The organism is Caballeronia sp. GAFFF2 (genome assembly GCF_023631485.1).
Classification (GTDB): domain Bacteria; phylum Pseudomonadota; class Gammaproteobacteria; order Burkholderiales; family Burkholderiaceae; genus Caballeronia.
Genome location: NZ_JALQDA010000059.1, coordinates 1 through 15,890, shown reverse-complemented (window position 1 = coordinate 15,890; position 15,890 = coordinate 1). Strand labels below are relative to the sequence as shown.

8 protein-coding genes are annotated in these 15,890 nt (G+C 63.3%); 7 read left to right on the top strand and 1 reads right to left on the bottom strand.

Annotated features, from left to right (window positions below; all coding sequences use genetic code 11):
* The 7 genes from NCT04_RS33605 to NCT04_RS33575 all read left to right on the top strand — a co-directional run.
* Positions 1-4,887: non-ribosomal peptide synthetase (locus NCT04_RS33605; protein WP_250470136.1), on the top strand; the 4,887-nt coding region annotated here is incomplete at its 5' end.
* A gap of 248 nt (positions 4,888-5,135) precedes the next feature.
* Positions 5,136-7,322 (top strand): TonB-dependent siderophore receptor, encoded by a 2,187-nt coding sequence (locus tag NCT04_RS33600; RefSeq protein ID WP_250470135.1) that lies wholly within the window; start codon positions 5,136-5,138, stop codon positions 7,320-7,322.
* Between the two features lie 82 nt (positions 7,323-7,404).
* A complete protein-coding gene (locus NCT04_RS33595) occupies positions 7,405-9,060 on the top strand; it encodes a cyclic peptide export ABC transporter (RefSeq protein WP_250470134.1) in 1,656 nt (551 codons plus the stop codon).
* A gap of 18 nt (positions 9,061-9,078) precedes the next feature.
* Positions 9,079-9,972: an ABC transporter substrate-binding protein gene (locus tag NCT04_RS33590; protein ID WP_250470133.1), complete on the top strand. Its 894-nt coding sequence runs from the start codon at positions 9,079-9,081 to the stop codon at positions 9,970-9,972.
* Complete coding sequence (gene fhuB, locus NCT04_RS33585) at positions 9,965-11,971, top strand: Fe(3+)-hydroxamate ABC transporter permease FhuB (RefSeq protein ID WP_250470132.1); 2,007 nt, start codon at positions 9,965-9,967, stop codon at positions 11,969-11,971. Before NCT04_RS33590 ends, fhuB begins: the two co-directional genes overlap by 8 nt.
* 7 nt (positions 11,972-11,978) lie before the next feature.
* Positions 11,979-12,788 (top strand): ATP-binding cassette domain-containing protein, encoded by an 810-nt coding sequence (locus NCT04_RS33580; protein WP_250470131.1) that lies wholly within the window; start codon positions 11,979-11,981, stop codon positions 12,786-12,788.
* Between the two features lie 11 nt (positions 12,789-12,799).
* Complete coding sequence (locus NCT04_RS33575) at positions 12,800-15,235, top strand: penicillin acylase family protein (RefSeq protein WP_250470130.1); 2,436 nt, start codon at positions 12,800-12,802, stop codon at positions 15,233-15,235.
* Here the strand turns inward: NCT04_RS33575 and NCT04_RS33570 are convergent.
* A complete protein-coding gene (locus tag NCT04_RS33570) occupies positions 15,224-15,442 on the bottom strand; it encodes a hypothetical protein (RefSeq protein WP_250470129.1) in 219 nt (72 codons plus the stop codon). The two genes, NCT04_RS33575 and NCT04_RS33570, sit on opposite strands and share 12 nt — an antisense overlap.
* Positions 15,443-15,890: the final 448 nt, after the last annotated feature.

The window sequence follows — 15,890 nt, the reverse complement described above, 5'->3', positions numbered from 1 at the left end:
GTGATGCCGCTGAACGCGAACGGCAAGGTGGACCGCAAGGCGCTGCCGGTGCCGTCGGTGCAGGACGAAGACCACGAGTGGGAAGCACCACAAGGCGCACTCGAAACACATCTTGCGCAAATCTGGACGACGCTACTGGGCATCGAACGCATCGGCCGGAACGACAACTTCTTCGAGCTGGGCGGAGATTCGATCCTCGGCTTGCAGATCGTCGCACGCCTGCGCCAGTCGGGATTCATCGTCACCGCGCGTCAGATATTCGAACAGCAGACCATCGCGCAACTCGCAGCGGTTGCGGTCGAAACGAAAGAGAGTGTCATCGAAGAGACGGGCGAAACGGAACCCAGCAACGAACCCTTCCCCCTGTTGCCGGTTCAATCCTGGTTCTTCGAGCAGGCGATGCCTTCGCGCGATCACTGGAACCAGTCCGTGCTGCTCGAACGCACGACCGCGCCCAATCTTGCTCACCTCGACACGGCGCTGCATGCATTGGTCGCGCATCACGCAAGCCTTCGTCTGCGCTTCAATCGGACCGATGACGGCCGCTGGTCGCAACACTACGCACCCGAAGAAACGCACACGCTGATGACGGTAACGCACGGCATTCCGAAGCGCGACATCGAGCGTCATTGCGCACAGGCACAAGGTAGCCTCGACATCGAGCACGGACCGCTGATCCGCGCATTGGCGATGTCCATCGATGACGGCACGTGGCGGCTGTTCATCGTGATTCACCATCTTGCCGTGGATGCCGTATCGTGGCGCATTCTTCTCGACGATCTGCAACGCGCATGCGCGCAACTGGATGCAGGAGAACCGATTGCGCCGCCGCCGTGCACCACTTCGCTCAGTTCGTTCGCGAGGATGCAGCACCGAGCGGCACGCTCGCTCGAGATCACCACGCAAATCCCTTACTGGAACGACGTGCTCGCCGTGCCCGCGTCCCTGCCGCGAACGCATGCGCATGCCGGTCCACCCGTCAGTGCAACGATCAGGCTCGATCGCGACGCCACGCGCAGGCTGCTGCAAGACGCCAACGCAGCCTATCGCACGAGAATCGATGAACTGCTGCTCGTAGCAGCGGGGCGCGCACTTGCGCGATTCGCCCACGCAGATGGATTGCGCATCGATATCGAAGGGCACGGTCGCGATGTGCATGGCGAACATGCCGATCTGAGCCGCACGGTCGGCTGGTTCACGTCGCTCTATCCCGTCGTGTTGCAGGCGCAAGGCGAACACGCTGCTGCCATCAAACGGGTCAAGGAAGCGTTACGCACCGCACCGCAGGCAGGTTCAGGCTTCGGCCTGTTGAAGTATTCCGGTGACGACATCCACCGCGCGGTCTTGAGCAGTGAATCGAACAGCGACGTGGTATTCAACTATCTCGGTCAGTTCGGCGGTACGCTCGATCGTGATAGCGGCTGGCAACGCGCAAGCGAGCAAACGGGCGCATCGCAACATAAGGACGCGACGCCGGCTCATGCGCTGGAAATACTCGGTCAGGTAATGAATGGCGAGCTGTCCGTCACCTTCCATCATCGCCGAGGCGACCGTTACGACGCATCGACGATTGCGTCTCTCTCACGCGACTTCGAACAAGAGTTGCATGCGTTGAACGCACATTGCACGAACGGCGCGCAAGGCATTACGCCATCGGATGTGCCGCTCGCCAAACTCGATCAACCTGCACTCGATGCCTTGCCGATCGAACCTGCGCGCATCGCCGACCTGTATCCGCTGGCGCCCATGCAGGCGGGAATCGTCTTCCACAGCTTGTTGGGCGAGCATACGAACGCCTACATCAATCAGTTGCGCTTGGACCTGGACGGCCTCGACGACGCACGTTTCATCGCAGCATGGCAGGCCATCGTCGCGCGTCACGAGGCTTTGCGTACCGGCTTTATTCAATGCGAAGACGAGCCGCGCCAGTGGGTGGCTCGCAGCGTGACCTTACCCGTGTTCCAGGAAGACTGGCGAGATCGCGACGCACGCGACGATGCACTCGATACGCTCGCGACAGCGCAGATCGCGCAGGGCTTCGACATGGCCGAGCCGCCGCTGATGCGCATTACGCTCGTGAGAACGGGTGAGGCGCGGCATCATCTGGTCTGGACGTTCCATCACGCGCTGCTGGATGGCTGGAGCACGGCCCAAGTGTTGTCGGACGTATTGCAATATTACGGCAGCAACCGTCAGGAAGCCACACGTGGCCGTTATCGCGATTTCATCGCATGGCTCGCGCGTAACGAGTCGAGCCGCGAGACCGCCCATGCTTTCTGGCGCGGCTTGCTCGCACCGCTCGAAGGACCGACGCATCTGGCCGCGTCCCTGCCGCGTTCGAAGGATGATACGAACGAGACCTTCGGCGATGTGACGCTCGACTTCGACGCTGCTCGCACCGCCCATCTCACCCGCTTCGCCCGAAGCCAGCATGTCACGCTCAACACGCTGGTTCAGGCGGCGTGGCTCCTGCTGCTGCAACGCTACACCGGCGCGCCGACCGTGAGTTTCGGTGCGACGGTGGCAGGTCGTCCCGCTACGCTCGAAGGTGTCGAACGAATCGTGGGCCTGTTCATCAATACGGTGCCCGTGGTCGGCACACCGCACGCTGCGATGCCGGTCGCGCAGTGGCTCGGCGAAATCCAGCAACAGAGCGTGGCCTCGCGCGAGCATGAGCATGTCGCGCTCAACGAGATTCAGCGGCTTGCGCAGCTCGACGGCGGTCAATCCCTGTTCGACAGCATTCTCGTGTTCGAAAACTATCCGCTCGACGACGCGCTGCGCGAGTCCGCGCACGACGGTCTCACCTTCTCGAATATCGCCGCGCGCGAGCAGACGAACTATCCGCTGACCGTTTCGATCACCCAGCGCACGGGCCTGCGCATCGATTTTTCTTATGCCCGCAAGCACTTCGATGCCGCGAGTATCGAGCGTATCGCGCATCATCTGAGCACGCTGCTCGATGCCTTGACCATCGACGCCTCGCGTGCGCTTGCCGATGTTTCGATGCTCGACAAGGACGAACTCGCGCATCTGAATCGAATCGGTGAGCGCAGCACGGCGACCCTCGATGCGACGCCGGTTCATCGACGTATCGCGGCTCATGCAAGCGCCCATCCGCACGATACCGCGCTCGTACAGGGCAATGAATCGATCAGCTTTGCTGCGCTCGAACAGCGCGCGAACCGCATCGTGAACGGGCTCGCGGCAATCGGTATCGGTGCCGAAGCGCGCGTCGGTATTGCGCTGGAACGGTCCATCGATATGATCGCCGCGCTCCTTGGCGTGATGAAATCCGGTGCGGCCTATGTTCCGCTCGATCCATCCTATCCGGCCGAGCGTCTTGCCTACATGGCGCGCGATAGCGGCGTGAAGCTCGTCATCGCATCGCAGGAAGGCGCGTTCGATGGTGTCTCGACGCTCGATGTCGCCACCTGCGGCGAAGGCTGCGTCGACACTGATCCGCACGTCGCTATTCACGGCACGCAACTCGCCTATGTGATCTATACCTCCGGTTCTACCGGACAACCGAAGGGCGTCGAGATCACCCATGATGCGCTTGCACGGCACACGCAGGCCGTGACCGACGCGGCGCGCATCACACGCGCGGACCGTGTGCTCCAGTTCTCGACCTTCAGTTTCGATGCTTTCGTCGATCAGCTCTTTCCGGCGTTATGCATGGGCGCGACGGTCGTGCTGCGGGACGAGACCTTGTGGGACAGCGCGCGTTTCCTGCATGAAGTGCGGTCGCAGCGTATCACGGTGGCGGATTTGACGACCGCCTACTGGAGCGCCTTGGCGCTCGACTTTGCGAGCGACCCGAAATCTGCACGAGAAGCGCTGGCGAGCTTGCGCCGCGTGCAGGTCGGCGGCGAAGCGATGTTCGGCGACAGCTTGCGCGCCTGGAAAGCGGCGGGCCTCGCCCACGTGGAACTGGTGAACATGTACGGGCCGAGTGAATCGACGGTCACGGCGACGACGTTCGATTGCACGCGCTACGTCCAGACGCAGGATGAAATACCCGTGCGCATCCCCATCGGCAAGCCGTTGACGGGAAGAAGCGTGAACGTGCTGGATGCGCAACTCATGCCTGTACCGATGGGCGTGCCGGGCGAGTTGTACATCGGTGGAGAACTGCTGGCGCGCGGCTATCGAAGCCGGCCCGGTACGACCGCCGAGCGTTTTGTCCCCGATCCTTTCTCGAACGAAGCTGGCGCTCGCATGTATCGCGCGGGTGACATCGTTCGCTGGAATGCGGAGGGCGAACTCGACTATCTGGCCCGCACCGATCAACAGGTCAAAGTGCGCGGCTATCGCGTGGAGCCGGGCGAGATCGAGGCGCAGTTGATTCGGATGCCGAATGTAAGAGAAGCAGCCGTCATCGCAAGATCGTCGCGACTGATCGCCTTCGTCACGTTGGACGGAGAAGCAAGCTCCACCGATCTGCGCGCGCGACTGAGCGAAGCGTTGCCGGACTATATGGTGCCGGCCGCGCTCGTGATCGTCGATGCCATGCCGCTCAATCCGGCAGGAAAAATCGACCGTCAACGTCTTCTAGACGACGACGATCATCACGACAGCACCGCACAAACGTTCGTGCCACCCGAAGGCGAGACTGAAAGCACGCTCGCGCGCGTATGGACCGAGGTGCTTCAGGTCGCACGCGTCGGCCGGCACGACACGTTCTTCGCCCTCGGCGGCGATTCGCTCGCCGCCATGCGCACGCAGGCCGCGTTGCGCCGCGCGCAGATTGACGCGCCGCTTGCCGTGCTGATGAGCCATCGGCCGTTGCACGAAATGGCCCGTACATTAAGCGATGAAAGCCCCGCCGGCACGACCTCTGCAAGCGATGCCGCGTCCCTGCTCGATCTCATGAACACGCTTTAGCGCGCGGTTCTGAAGCACTGTAGGGTAGTCGCATGAATGCGAATCGTTTGCATTTGCGTCGCTGGCTCGGTATAGTCGCGCGATGTTTTGGAACCTTCGCATCGGTTCGCGGCGAAAAGCTCCGTTTGAGCGCCGCGATTCTTTTAACCAGAAAGTCTATCGAAAGCAAAAGGCCGGGCATGAGAGCGCGCAGGCTTCAGCAAGCAATGAACAGAGGGGAGAGGGCAGAACGCTCGCGGACTTCGCGGATGACGCGCGGCATGCGTCGCCGCCATATCGCGATGGCCGCGATGGTGATGCTCGGTGGCGCCGCACACGCCCAGAGCGCGGATCCCGCGACGGGCGCATCGTCGCCGAAAGCGGGCAGCGCCGATGCACAGCAACTCAAGCCCGTGACCGTCACGGGCGAGCGCGAGAAGGAAACCGCGACGAGTCCCGTCGAAGGCTACGTGGCCAAACGCAGCGCCACCGGCACCAAGACCGACACGCCGATCATCGAGACGCCGCAATCCATCTCCGTCATTACCGGCGACCAGATGCAGGCGCAGGCCGCGCAAACGGTCGGCGAAGCGCTGCGCTACACGCCCGGCGTGATTGGCGAGCAATACGGCGGGCTCGACACCACGGTCGATTACTTCACCGTGCGCGGCTTTTCCAATACCTTCCCCTTCGTCGATGGCCTCTCGACGCAGGACTTTTTCACTGTGCTGTCGCCGACCTACGACACGTATGGTCTGGAGCGCATCGATATCCTGCGCGGACCGGCATCGGTGCTGTACGGACAGAACATTCCGGGCGGCATGGTCAATCTCGTGACCAAGCGGCCGACCGAAGACGCGTTCCACGAAGCCTCGATCGAAGTCGGCACGCGCGGCACGGTGGGCGGTCGCATCGACATGAGCGGACCCGTCACCAAGGACGGCTCGCTGCTGTATCGCTTCACGGCCGATTCGAGTAGTGAAAGCACCCAGACGGCCTTCGTGCAGGACAAGCATGTCTATATCGCGCCCGCGCTGACATGGAAGCCGAGCGCCGACACGACCTTCACGCTGCTGTCGCATTTCAGCTATCGGGACACGGGCCGCCAGAACGTCGACCTGCCTTCAGTCGGCACCTTGCTCGCAGGGCCGGGCGGACGCATCGGCACGGGCACCTTCCTCGGCGAGCCGGACTTCAACGAATATCGCCGGACCGATGAAGCCATCGGCTACGAACTGGAGCACCGCTTCAACGATATCGTCACCGTGCGCCAGAACCTGCGCTATACGCATACGCACCTGGATCAGAAGATCGTCGGTGACGCGGGCCTCGAGGACGATCAGCAAACGCTCGACCGCTACGCATACGCCGCAGTGGCGCAGTCGAACGTCTTCACCGTCGACAATCAGGCGCAATTCAAGTTCGGCACCGGTCCGGTCGAGCATACGCTGCTGGTCGGTCTCGACTACACGCGCTCGGTGGACAACTGGGACGAACGCGATGCCGATTCGGTGCCATCCATCAACGTCTATTCGCCCGTGTACAGCGGCGCGAGCAGCATCGTGCTGCCGAGTTCGCCGGATTACAGCGTGCACAATACGCTCAATCAGCTCGGCCTCTATGCGCAGGACCAGATCAAGTTCGGCAAGCTGGTGGCGACGCTCGGCGTGCGGCAGGACTGGACCAGCACCAAGCAATACGACAACATCGCCGGCACGAACAGCCAGGACAACGATGCGAACCGCTTCACGTATCGCGCCGGTCTGGTCTATCTGTTCGACAGCGGCTTCGCGCCGTATGTGAGCTATTCGACCTCGTTCCAGCCGGGCCTCGGCAGTACCTTCGACGGCTCGGCGCTCAAGCCGACCACCGGCCAGAGCGTGGAAGCGGGCGTCAAATACCAGCCGAAGAATCAGAAGAGCTTCGCGATGGTCTCGGTCTACAACATCAAGCAGAAGAATGTGGTGGAGCCGGACTTCGATCATCCGGAGGGCAACTTTGTCGTGCAGACCGGCGGCATCCGCGTGCGCGGCATCGAACTGTCGGGACTCGCGGATCTCGGTGCGGGCCTGAGCCTGACCGCCGCGTACACCTACATGGACGGCAAGATCACCGACAGCGATCAGGGTTATGCGGGCAATCGTGCCGCGAACGTGCCGCACAACATGGCGAGCCTGTGGCTCGACAAGACCTTGCAGACCGGTCCGCTCAAGGGCCTCGGTTTCGGCGGCGGCGTGCGCTATATCGGCTCGCAGTTCGGCGATCAGGCCAACACGCTCCAGCTCGCGTCGACCACGCTGTTCGATGCCGCCGTCCATTACGACATCGCGCACTGGCGCTTCTCGGTGAATGCGCAGAACCTGTTCGACCGCATCTACGTGAACTGTCAGAGCGATACCTACTGTAGCTATGGTTTGCGCCGCAGTGTCATCGGGCGCGCGACTTACCAGTGGTAACCTGCGCATTCCGCGCAGTGCTTGAAGTCGTCATGCAAGACGATGCCGGCGCCGCTTGCCAGCATCGGAGAGGAGAGCAAGTATGTCGCTGATCTGGTATCTGATTCGCAACTCCCGCTGGACCCTGCTCGTCGCGATGGTGACGAGCATCATCAGCGGTCTGGCAAGCGCGGGGCTGGTCGCACTCATCAATCAGGCGCTGGGAGCATCGCGTGAGCGTCTGGCCGAACTCGGGCTGCGCTTTCTAATGCTCAGCGTGCTGGTGCTGGTCACGCGTGCGGTGTCGTCCACGCTGTTCATGAAGCTCGGCCAGAACGCCAAGGCCACGCTGCGCATGCGCACCATTCGCCGCATCGGCGCAGCGTCGTTCCAGCATCTGGAAAGGCAGGGCGCATCGCGCGCGCTGTCCGTGCTGACGGCGGACCTCGACTCCATCGTGGTGTTCTTCGTTAGCCTGCCGACGCTCGCCATGCAGGGAGCAGTCATCATCGGCTGCCTGATGTATCTGGGCTATCTGTCATGGCAGATCCTGCTGTTCGCCATCGTCACGATCTTTCTCGGCTCGCTCGGTTTTCATCTGGCCAACACGCGTGCGGCCTTTCATCTGCGCGCATCGCGTCTGCGTGAAGACGATCTGGTGAAGCACTTCCGCGCCTTGTTCGATGGCGCGAAGGAACTCAAGCTGCATCGCAAGCGCAAGGAAGCGTTCATTGACAACACGCTCGCCACCAATATCGAAGCGGTGCGCGTGCAGCGTACGCGCGGCTATGTGCTGTATGCGGCGGCTGCGAGCTGGGGCAGCTTCATCTTCTTCGCCTTCATCGGTTGCGTGCTGTTCCTGCTGGCGCGCTATTACCCGGTGCAAGGCCCGGTGATGTCCGGCTACGCGATGATCTTCCTCTACATGATCATGCCGATCGAAGGCGTGCTGTCCGCGCTGCCCAACATCAGCACCGCGAAAGTCGCGATCGAGCGTATCGACGCGATCAACGCCGATCTGCCGCCGGAAGACACGCTGCCCGCCGATACGGTCACCTCGTTCGACAGCATCGTGCTGGAAGGCGTCACGCATCGCTACTATCGCGAGCGCGAGGACGAAGTGTTCACGCTCGGACCGATCGATCTGGCGTTCAGGCCCGGCGAACTGGTGTTTCTCATCGGCGGCAACGGCAGCGGCAAGACCACGCTGGCGAAGATGATCGTCGGCCTGTATGCGCCCGAAGGTGGCCGCATCCTGCTCGATGGCAAGCCGGTGAACGAGGCCGAGCGCGATATCTATCGTCAGCACTTTTCCGTGGTGTTCAGCGACTTCTATCTGTTCGAGGCCTTGCACGGCCTGAAGCTCGACGGTCTCGATGCGCGCGCTCAGTCCTTGCTCAAGGCACTTCATCTCGATCACAAGGTCAAGGTGGAACAAGGCAAGTTCTCGACCACCGACCTGTCGCAGGGCCAGCGCAAGCGGCTCGCGCTGCTGGTCACCTATCTGGAAGATCGCCCCTTCTACGTGTTCGACGAATGGGCCGCCGATCAGGATCCCGTCTTCAAGGACGTCTTCTATCGCCAGCTGCTTCCCGAACTCAAGGCGAAGGGCAAGGCCGTGCTCGTCATTTCGCACGATGACCGCTACTTCCATCTGGCCGACCGTTACGTGAAGCTCGACTACGGCCAGCTCGTCGAAGAAGGCTTGGGCGATGCGCTCAATAATGAACCGCCCACGCGCGAACGTGTCTCGCTCTAGGTAATGGTTCATCGTTTCATGCCTGATCCGAAGCGCCGCCGCCTGCTCGGCGGCCTTGCGTTCTTGCCGTTCACCACGCTGGTTCAGGCGGCGACGCACGTGAGTGTGCCTGTGCGTGTGGCCTCGCTCAGCTGGGCCGGTGCGCAGATGCTCGTGTCGATCGGCGCGACGCCGCTGGCGCTGGCCGAACGCGACAGTTACCCGGAAACCGGCGCGCTGCCCGTCATGCCTGCGGGCGTGCTCGAACTTGGTTCGCATGGCGAGCCGAATCTCGAACTGCTCGCGCAACTCAAGCCCGATCTGATCGTGCGCGACGATGACCAGTCGAATCTGGACGCGCAACTCAGATTCATCGCGCCGACCCATAGCATCGACATCTACGACGCACAACGCGGCAAGCCGTATGCACGCGCGGCGGAGGAAACCCGGCGTCTCGCGGCGGTCTTGAACCGCGAGCCAGAGGCTTCGATCTATCTCGCGGATGTCGATCGCCAGATCGCCGAATACGCGCAGAAGGTCGCGAAGCTGAATGTGCGGCCCGCGCTGGTCGTCGATCTCTATGACGACGGCCGGCATCTGTTCGTCTACGGACCCAACAGCATGCTGCACGATGTCATGACCCGTCTGGGCGTGCGCAATGCGTGGCATGGCGACACCAACAGCGGTTTCGCGTTGCTCGATATCGAAGATCTCGCCTCGATGCACGATGCACAGTTGTTCTACATCAGCCACGGCGAGCGCGATGACTTCGCCTTGCGCAATCTCTCGCGCAGCCTGCTGTGGCGCAGTCTGCCCTTCGTGGCAGCAGGGCGGGTGCATCCGTTGCCGGGCTTCTTCACTTATGGCGCGAGTTCCTGCGCCGTGCAGTTCGCCACCGGACTGGCCGATGGACTGACGGTGACGCATGGCTAAGACCGTCGCCATGAATGCGCACACGCGCCGCCTGCACATGCATCCCGCGTGGCTCGTCGCCGCGCTGTGCCTCTGCGCACTATTGCTGTCGATGCGCCACCTCGCTGCGCTGCTGCCCGCCGATATGTGGTGGCGCGCGCTCACGCGCCCGGACCTGAGCGATCTGCGCCAGATCATCGTGCATGAGAGCGTGTTGCCGCGTATCGCCGTGTGCCTGCTCGGCGGTGCGCAACTTTCGCTGGCGGGCGCGATCTTTCAGCAGGTGTTGCGCAATCCGCTGGCCGAACCGACCACACTCGGCGTATCGGGGGGAGCTTCGCTGGCGCTCACTGTCGTCACCCTCGTCGCGCCGCAATGGCTCTTCGCGGGGCAGCAATGGCTCGCGCTCGCGGGTGGGACGCTGGGCATGCTCGTCGTGCTGATGCTGTCGTGGCGCAGACGTTTCGCACCGGTCGCGCTGATACTCGCGGGTCTCATTGTCACGTTCTATTGCGGCTCGATCGGCGCGGTGCTCACGTTGCTGCATCGGGAGGCGCTGCAATCGCTGTTCATGTGGGGCGCGGGGTCGCTCGCGCAGAACAACTGGGACGCGCCGCGCACGCTGGTGCCGCATCTGGCAGTCGGTGCCGTGCTCACGGTTGCGCTGGTGCGCCCGCTGACGATGATGTCGCTGTCCGATGCTGGCGCGCAATCGCTCGGCGTATCGTTGCGCATGGTGCGGATCGGTGCGCTGGCGGTGGCGGTGTTTCTGAGTGCGTCAGTGGTGGCATCGGTGGGCGTGATCGGATTTCTCGGCATGCTCGCGCCGTTGATCGTGCGTCTCGCGGGCGCGCGGCGCTTTCGTGCACGGTTGGCCTGGTCGCCGCTGTTCGGTGCAGCCTTGCTCTGGATGACTGATGAAATCGTCCAGATGATTCCCGGCGGCCGCTCCGGCATTCCGACCGGTGCGGCCATGTCGCTGCTCGGCGCGCCATTTCTGTTCTGGCTGCTGCCGCGTCTTCCCGCGCTGCCGAATACGGTCGACCTGTCTTCCGGTGCAAGCGAATTCCGTCATATCGACGTATGGCGCTGGATCGTGCCCGGCCTCGTGCTGCTGGTGCTGACATCGATGCTCGGCCTGTCGCTTGGCGTATCGACGACCGGCTGGCAATGGAGCGTCGAGGCCCTGCTGCACTGGCGCGCGCCGCGCGTGGCCGTGGCGCTGTCCGCCGGCGCGATGCTCGCTGTCGCCGGTGCGATCCTCCAGCGCGTCACCGGCAACTCGATGGCCAGTCCCGAAGTGCTCGGCATCTCGTCGGGCGCATCGCTCGGCGTGTTCGCGCTCGCCTTCATCGCGCAGGATGCGGGACGGTTCGCGCAAACCGGCGCGGCGGCCATCGGCGCATTCGGCACGCTGGTCGTCATGCTGGCGCTGGGCCGCCGTTACCGCTTCGCGCCCGAACGCATGTTGCTGCTCGGCGTCGCCCTCGGCACCGCGTTCAGCGCGCTGATGAGCGTGCTGTTGGCCACCGGCGATCCACGGGTGGCCAATCTGCTCGCGTGGTTGTCCGGCTCGACCTATGGCGTGGCATCGAACGATGCGGCGTTTTCGTGCGCGTCGTTCATCGTGCTGATGCTCGCGTCGCTGGCCTTCGCGCGCTGGCTCGACCTGCTGCCACTGGGCGATACCGTTTCGCGCAGTCTCGGCGTGCCGCTCGACACGAGCCGCCTGGCGCTGATGCTGCTCGCCGCCGCGCTGACCGGAGCGGCCACGCTGGTCGTCGGCCCGTTGAGCTTCGTCGGCCTGATGGCGCCGCATCTTGCCCGCATGCTCGGCTTCCGGCGTCCCGCCGCGCAACTGGCGGGCGCCGCGCTACTGGGTGCGCTGGTGATGGTGCTGGCTGACTGGCTCGGCCGCAACTTGCTGTTTCCCTATCAGATTCCGGTGGGCCTGCAATCCACGCTGGTCGGCGGAATGTATTTCATGTGGCTGATGCTGCGTGGACGCACCGCGCTTTGAGGACGCGATGAAACCAATCGTCAAGAATCACGAAGTATTTGAAGGCATCACCTACGAGGCAGAGGAAGCGTCGTTCTCGCTGGGCACGCGCGTGCTGCTGCATCCGCTGAACCTGACGCTGCCCGCGCGGCGCGTATGCGGTCTCATCGGCCATAACGGCTCGGGCAAGAGCACGCTGCTCAAGCTGCTGGCGCGACAGCAGAAGCCGACCGGCGGCACCATCCGCTTCGAGGGACGCGCGCTCGATGAATGGGAAAACCGTGCGCTGGCGCGCAAGGTCGCCTATCTGCCGCAGCAGCCGCCCGCAGCGGACGGCATGACGGTGCGCGAACTGGTGTCGCTCGGCCGCTATCCGTGGCATGGCGCGCTCGGCCGCTTCGGCGTGAAGGACGGCGCGAAAGTGCTCGAAGCAATGGAACTGACCGATGTGGTGCGATTCGCCGATCGTCCCGTCGATAACCTCTCGGGCGGCGAACGCCAGCGCGTATGGCTAGCCATGCTCGTCGCGCAGGACAGCGACTGCCTGTTGCTCGACGAGCCGATCTCGGCGCTCGACATCGCGCATCAGATCGAAGTGCTCGGTCTGGTGCGCGAACTGAGCCAGAAGCGCGGGCTGTCGGTGGTGGTGGTGCTGCACGACATCAACATGGCGGGGCGCTTCTGCGATGACCTCATCGCGCTGAAGGGCGGCCGTCTTCTCACCAGCGGGCCAGCAGTCGAACTCATGCGCGCCGACACGCTCGAAGCCATTTACGGCATTCCCATGGGCATCGTGCCTCATCCGCGCGGCGGCACGCCGATCAGCTTCGCGCATTGAACACTACTCTTATGCATCGATTGATTGCTGGCTTGTGCGCGGTGGCATCCGCGTGTCTCTTCGGTTGTGTTTCGCGTCAAGATTTCACCGCTTCCACTGAAACGCATGCGTCTCATCGTGAATACAAGGCCGATATCTGGCGCACCAGCGATGGCGTGCCGCATATCCGCGCATACGACTGGGCCGGTCTCGGCTACGGCGTGGGCTATTCGCAGGCACAGGACGATCTCTGCTCCCTGGCCGATTCCTTCGTCACCTGGCGCGGCGAGCGTTCCGCGTACTTCGGCGGCGAAGCGCGGGCGAGCGCGCCATCATCCTATGGACAACCACGTAATCTCGACTCGGATTTCTTCTTTCGCATGATGGCGGACGATGCCGCCGTCTCACACTACAAGTCGGCGCAACCCGCGAAGCTGCGCGAACTGATCGATGGCTACGCCAGCGGCTACGACCGCTACGTCGATGAAATGCATGCTGCACGACACCCGGGCGCGCATGCGCAATGCGCGAGCGCGCCGTGGCTCGGCCACATTTCCAGCGATGACGTGTACCGCCGGCTTATCGCACTGAGTCTCGCGGGAGGTGCCGCGCGCTTCGTGGAAGGCATCGCGAATGCCGCTCCGCCCGGTGCGAAAGAGGCCACCAGCAAGAACACGCAACGCGTATCGATGGACGTCGGCGGCCACGCAGGTATCGGCAGCAACGCACTCGCCTTCGGCGGCAAGGTGACGGACGACGGCCGCAGCATGCTGTTCGGCAATCCGCACTGGTTCTGGAGCGGTCCGGACCGTTTCTATCAGACGCAGCTGACCATCCCCGGCCAGCTCGATGTGGCAGGCGTGTCCTTTCTCGCGGTGCCGGTGGTCGTGATCGGCTTCAATGGCGACATTGCGTGGACGCATACCGTATCGAGCGCGCGGCGCTTCGGCGTATTCCAGTTGACGCTGTCGAAGGACGATCCGACCCGCTACGAATACGATGGTCACGAAGAACGCATGGAGCCGGTGCACCTCACCGTGCAGGTGCGCGACGACGCGGGCGGCGCCACCCATCCGGTCACGCGCACGCTCTATCGTTCGCGCTTTGGTCCACTGGTCGATCTCTCGTCGATGGCCCCGCAACTCGCGTGGACCGGACAGCAGGCCTTCGCGTTGCACGACATCAACGCGGACAATGCGCGTGCCTTCGCCAATTTCCTCGCGTGGAATCAGGCGAAGTCGCTCGACGATTTTGTCTCGATCCAGAAGCAGTACGCGGCGATGCCGTGGGTCAACACCTTCGCGATCGGCCGCAACGACCCGCGTGTCTGGTTCGCCGATATCGGAGCGGTGCCGAACGCACCGGATGCGCTGGTGGCCGCCTGCACGACGCCACTCGGCCGCGCCTTCGATGCGAAGGTGCCCGGCGTGCCGTTCTTCGATGGCTCGCGTTCGGCGTGCTCATGGACCGTGGGCGAACATAACCCGCTGCAAGCCGATGCCTTGCCCGCCGCGCGCATGCCGAACCTGCTGAACACGGACTATGTCGGCAACTTCAACGGCAGTTACTGGCTGACGAATCCGCGCACGCCGCTGACCGGCTTCGATCGCGTGACCGGTGCGACGGGCGCCGAGCAGTCCTTACGCACGCGGCTCGGCCATGCGCTGGCCGCGCAACTGATCGACGATCCGCGCCACGTCACGCGCGATGCGCTGGAAGACACGGTGCTCGATAGTTCGTCGATGTCGGAGCGCCTGTTCCGTCAGCCCTTGCTCGACTCGGTATGCAAGGTGGGCAGCGTATCGCGTGCGGTGCAGGTGAAGCAAAAGGGCGGCGCCAGCGTGACGGTCGATCTGAGCGAGTCGTGCCGCGTGCTGCGCGCATGGAATGGCAAGGGCAGCGTGGATGCACGCGGCGCGAATCTCTGGGATCAGTTCTGGCGACGCGCCAGCGATATTCCCGATGCCCAACTCTACACTGAGCCGTTCGATCCGAAGCGTCCGCTCGCGACGCCTGCGGGGCTGAAGCCCGACAATCCCGCACTCGCTCAGGCGCTCGCGTCGGCCTCGCTCGCCTTGACGAACAACGGCTTTGCGCTCAATTCGGCGCGCGGCGACGTGCTCTATGCGCTCGATCACGACACGAAGATTTCGCTCTACGGCGGCTGCGATACCGAAGGCTATTTCACTGTCGAATGTCCGCTGCACGACCTGAACAAGCAGGGCCTGGTGCTCGACCGCGATGCACACGGCAACAGCTATATGCAGGTGGTGCGCTTCGGCGATGACGGTCCGCAGGCCGATACGCTGCTCGCCCATTCGGAGTCGGACGACCCCGCCTCGCCGCATTACCGCGATGGAACGCGGCGTTATGCGCGGCAGGCGTGGTCACGCTTTACCTTCACCGCGCAGGAGATCGAGGCATCGCCGGGCGTGACGAAAACGGTGATCGACAGCTCAGGGCGCTGACACGGCCGCATCGTCTTCTACGCGCGTGCGGGCCATGAACCAGTAGAACAACGCGGCACACCCCGCAATCGCGCCACCGATCACGAAGGCCAGCGAGTAAGAGCCGGTGCGGTCGACGATGAAGCCCGCTGCCACCGGCGAGAACGCGCCGCCGAAGTAGCCGCCGAAGTTCCGCACCGCAGACCGAAGATCGCAACTTTCTGTCAAGACGTTGCTGGGTCCACGCTTAAGATGGCCTGTGGATCGTGCGCTTTGCGATGCATTGATGGCGGATACGGCTACTAGCTGGCCCATACCGCGTGATCGACGCTTAGCGTGCGACGATCATAGCTGTAACGGCAATCGAGCGTTTCTATGACGGACGGCAGGCTTGCGGGCGGCCACTTGGCGGGATTTCTTCTTCGTTTAGCGCGAAGACGCTCGCAGCGCAATCGGCCTGGCCCGGACGCGACGGACGTGACGAACGGGAGACTGCTTTTGATACCGACGCGGATCAGGTCAAAGCAATACTGCTTCGTGCAGGAGCTCGAGTGCCGTCAACTCGTCTAGTCGACCCGTGCGTGCTTTACCTGCCAACTTCTTGAGCAGCGCTTCAGCAATCGGCGAGATACCGTCGAGACCTTGCAGACTTGTTGCCGACGCTGGTGGAGACTCA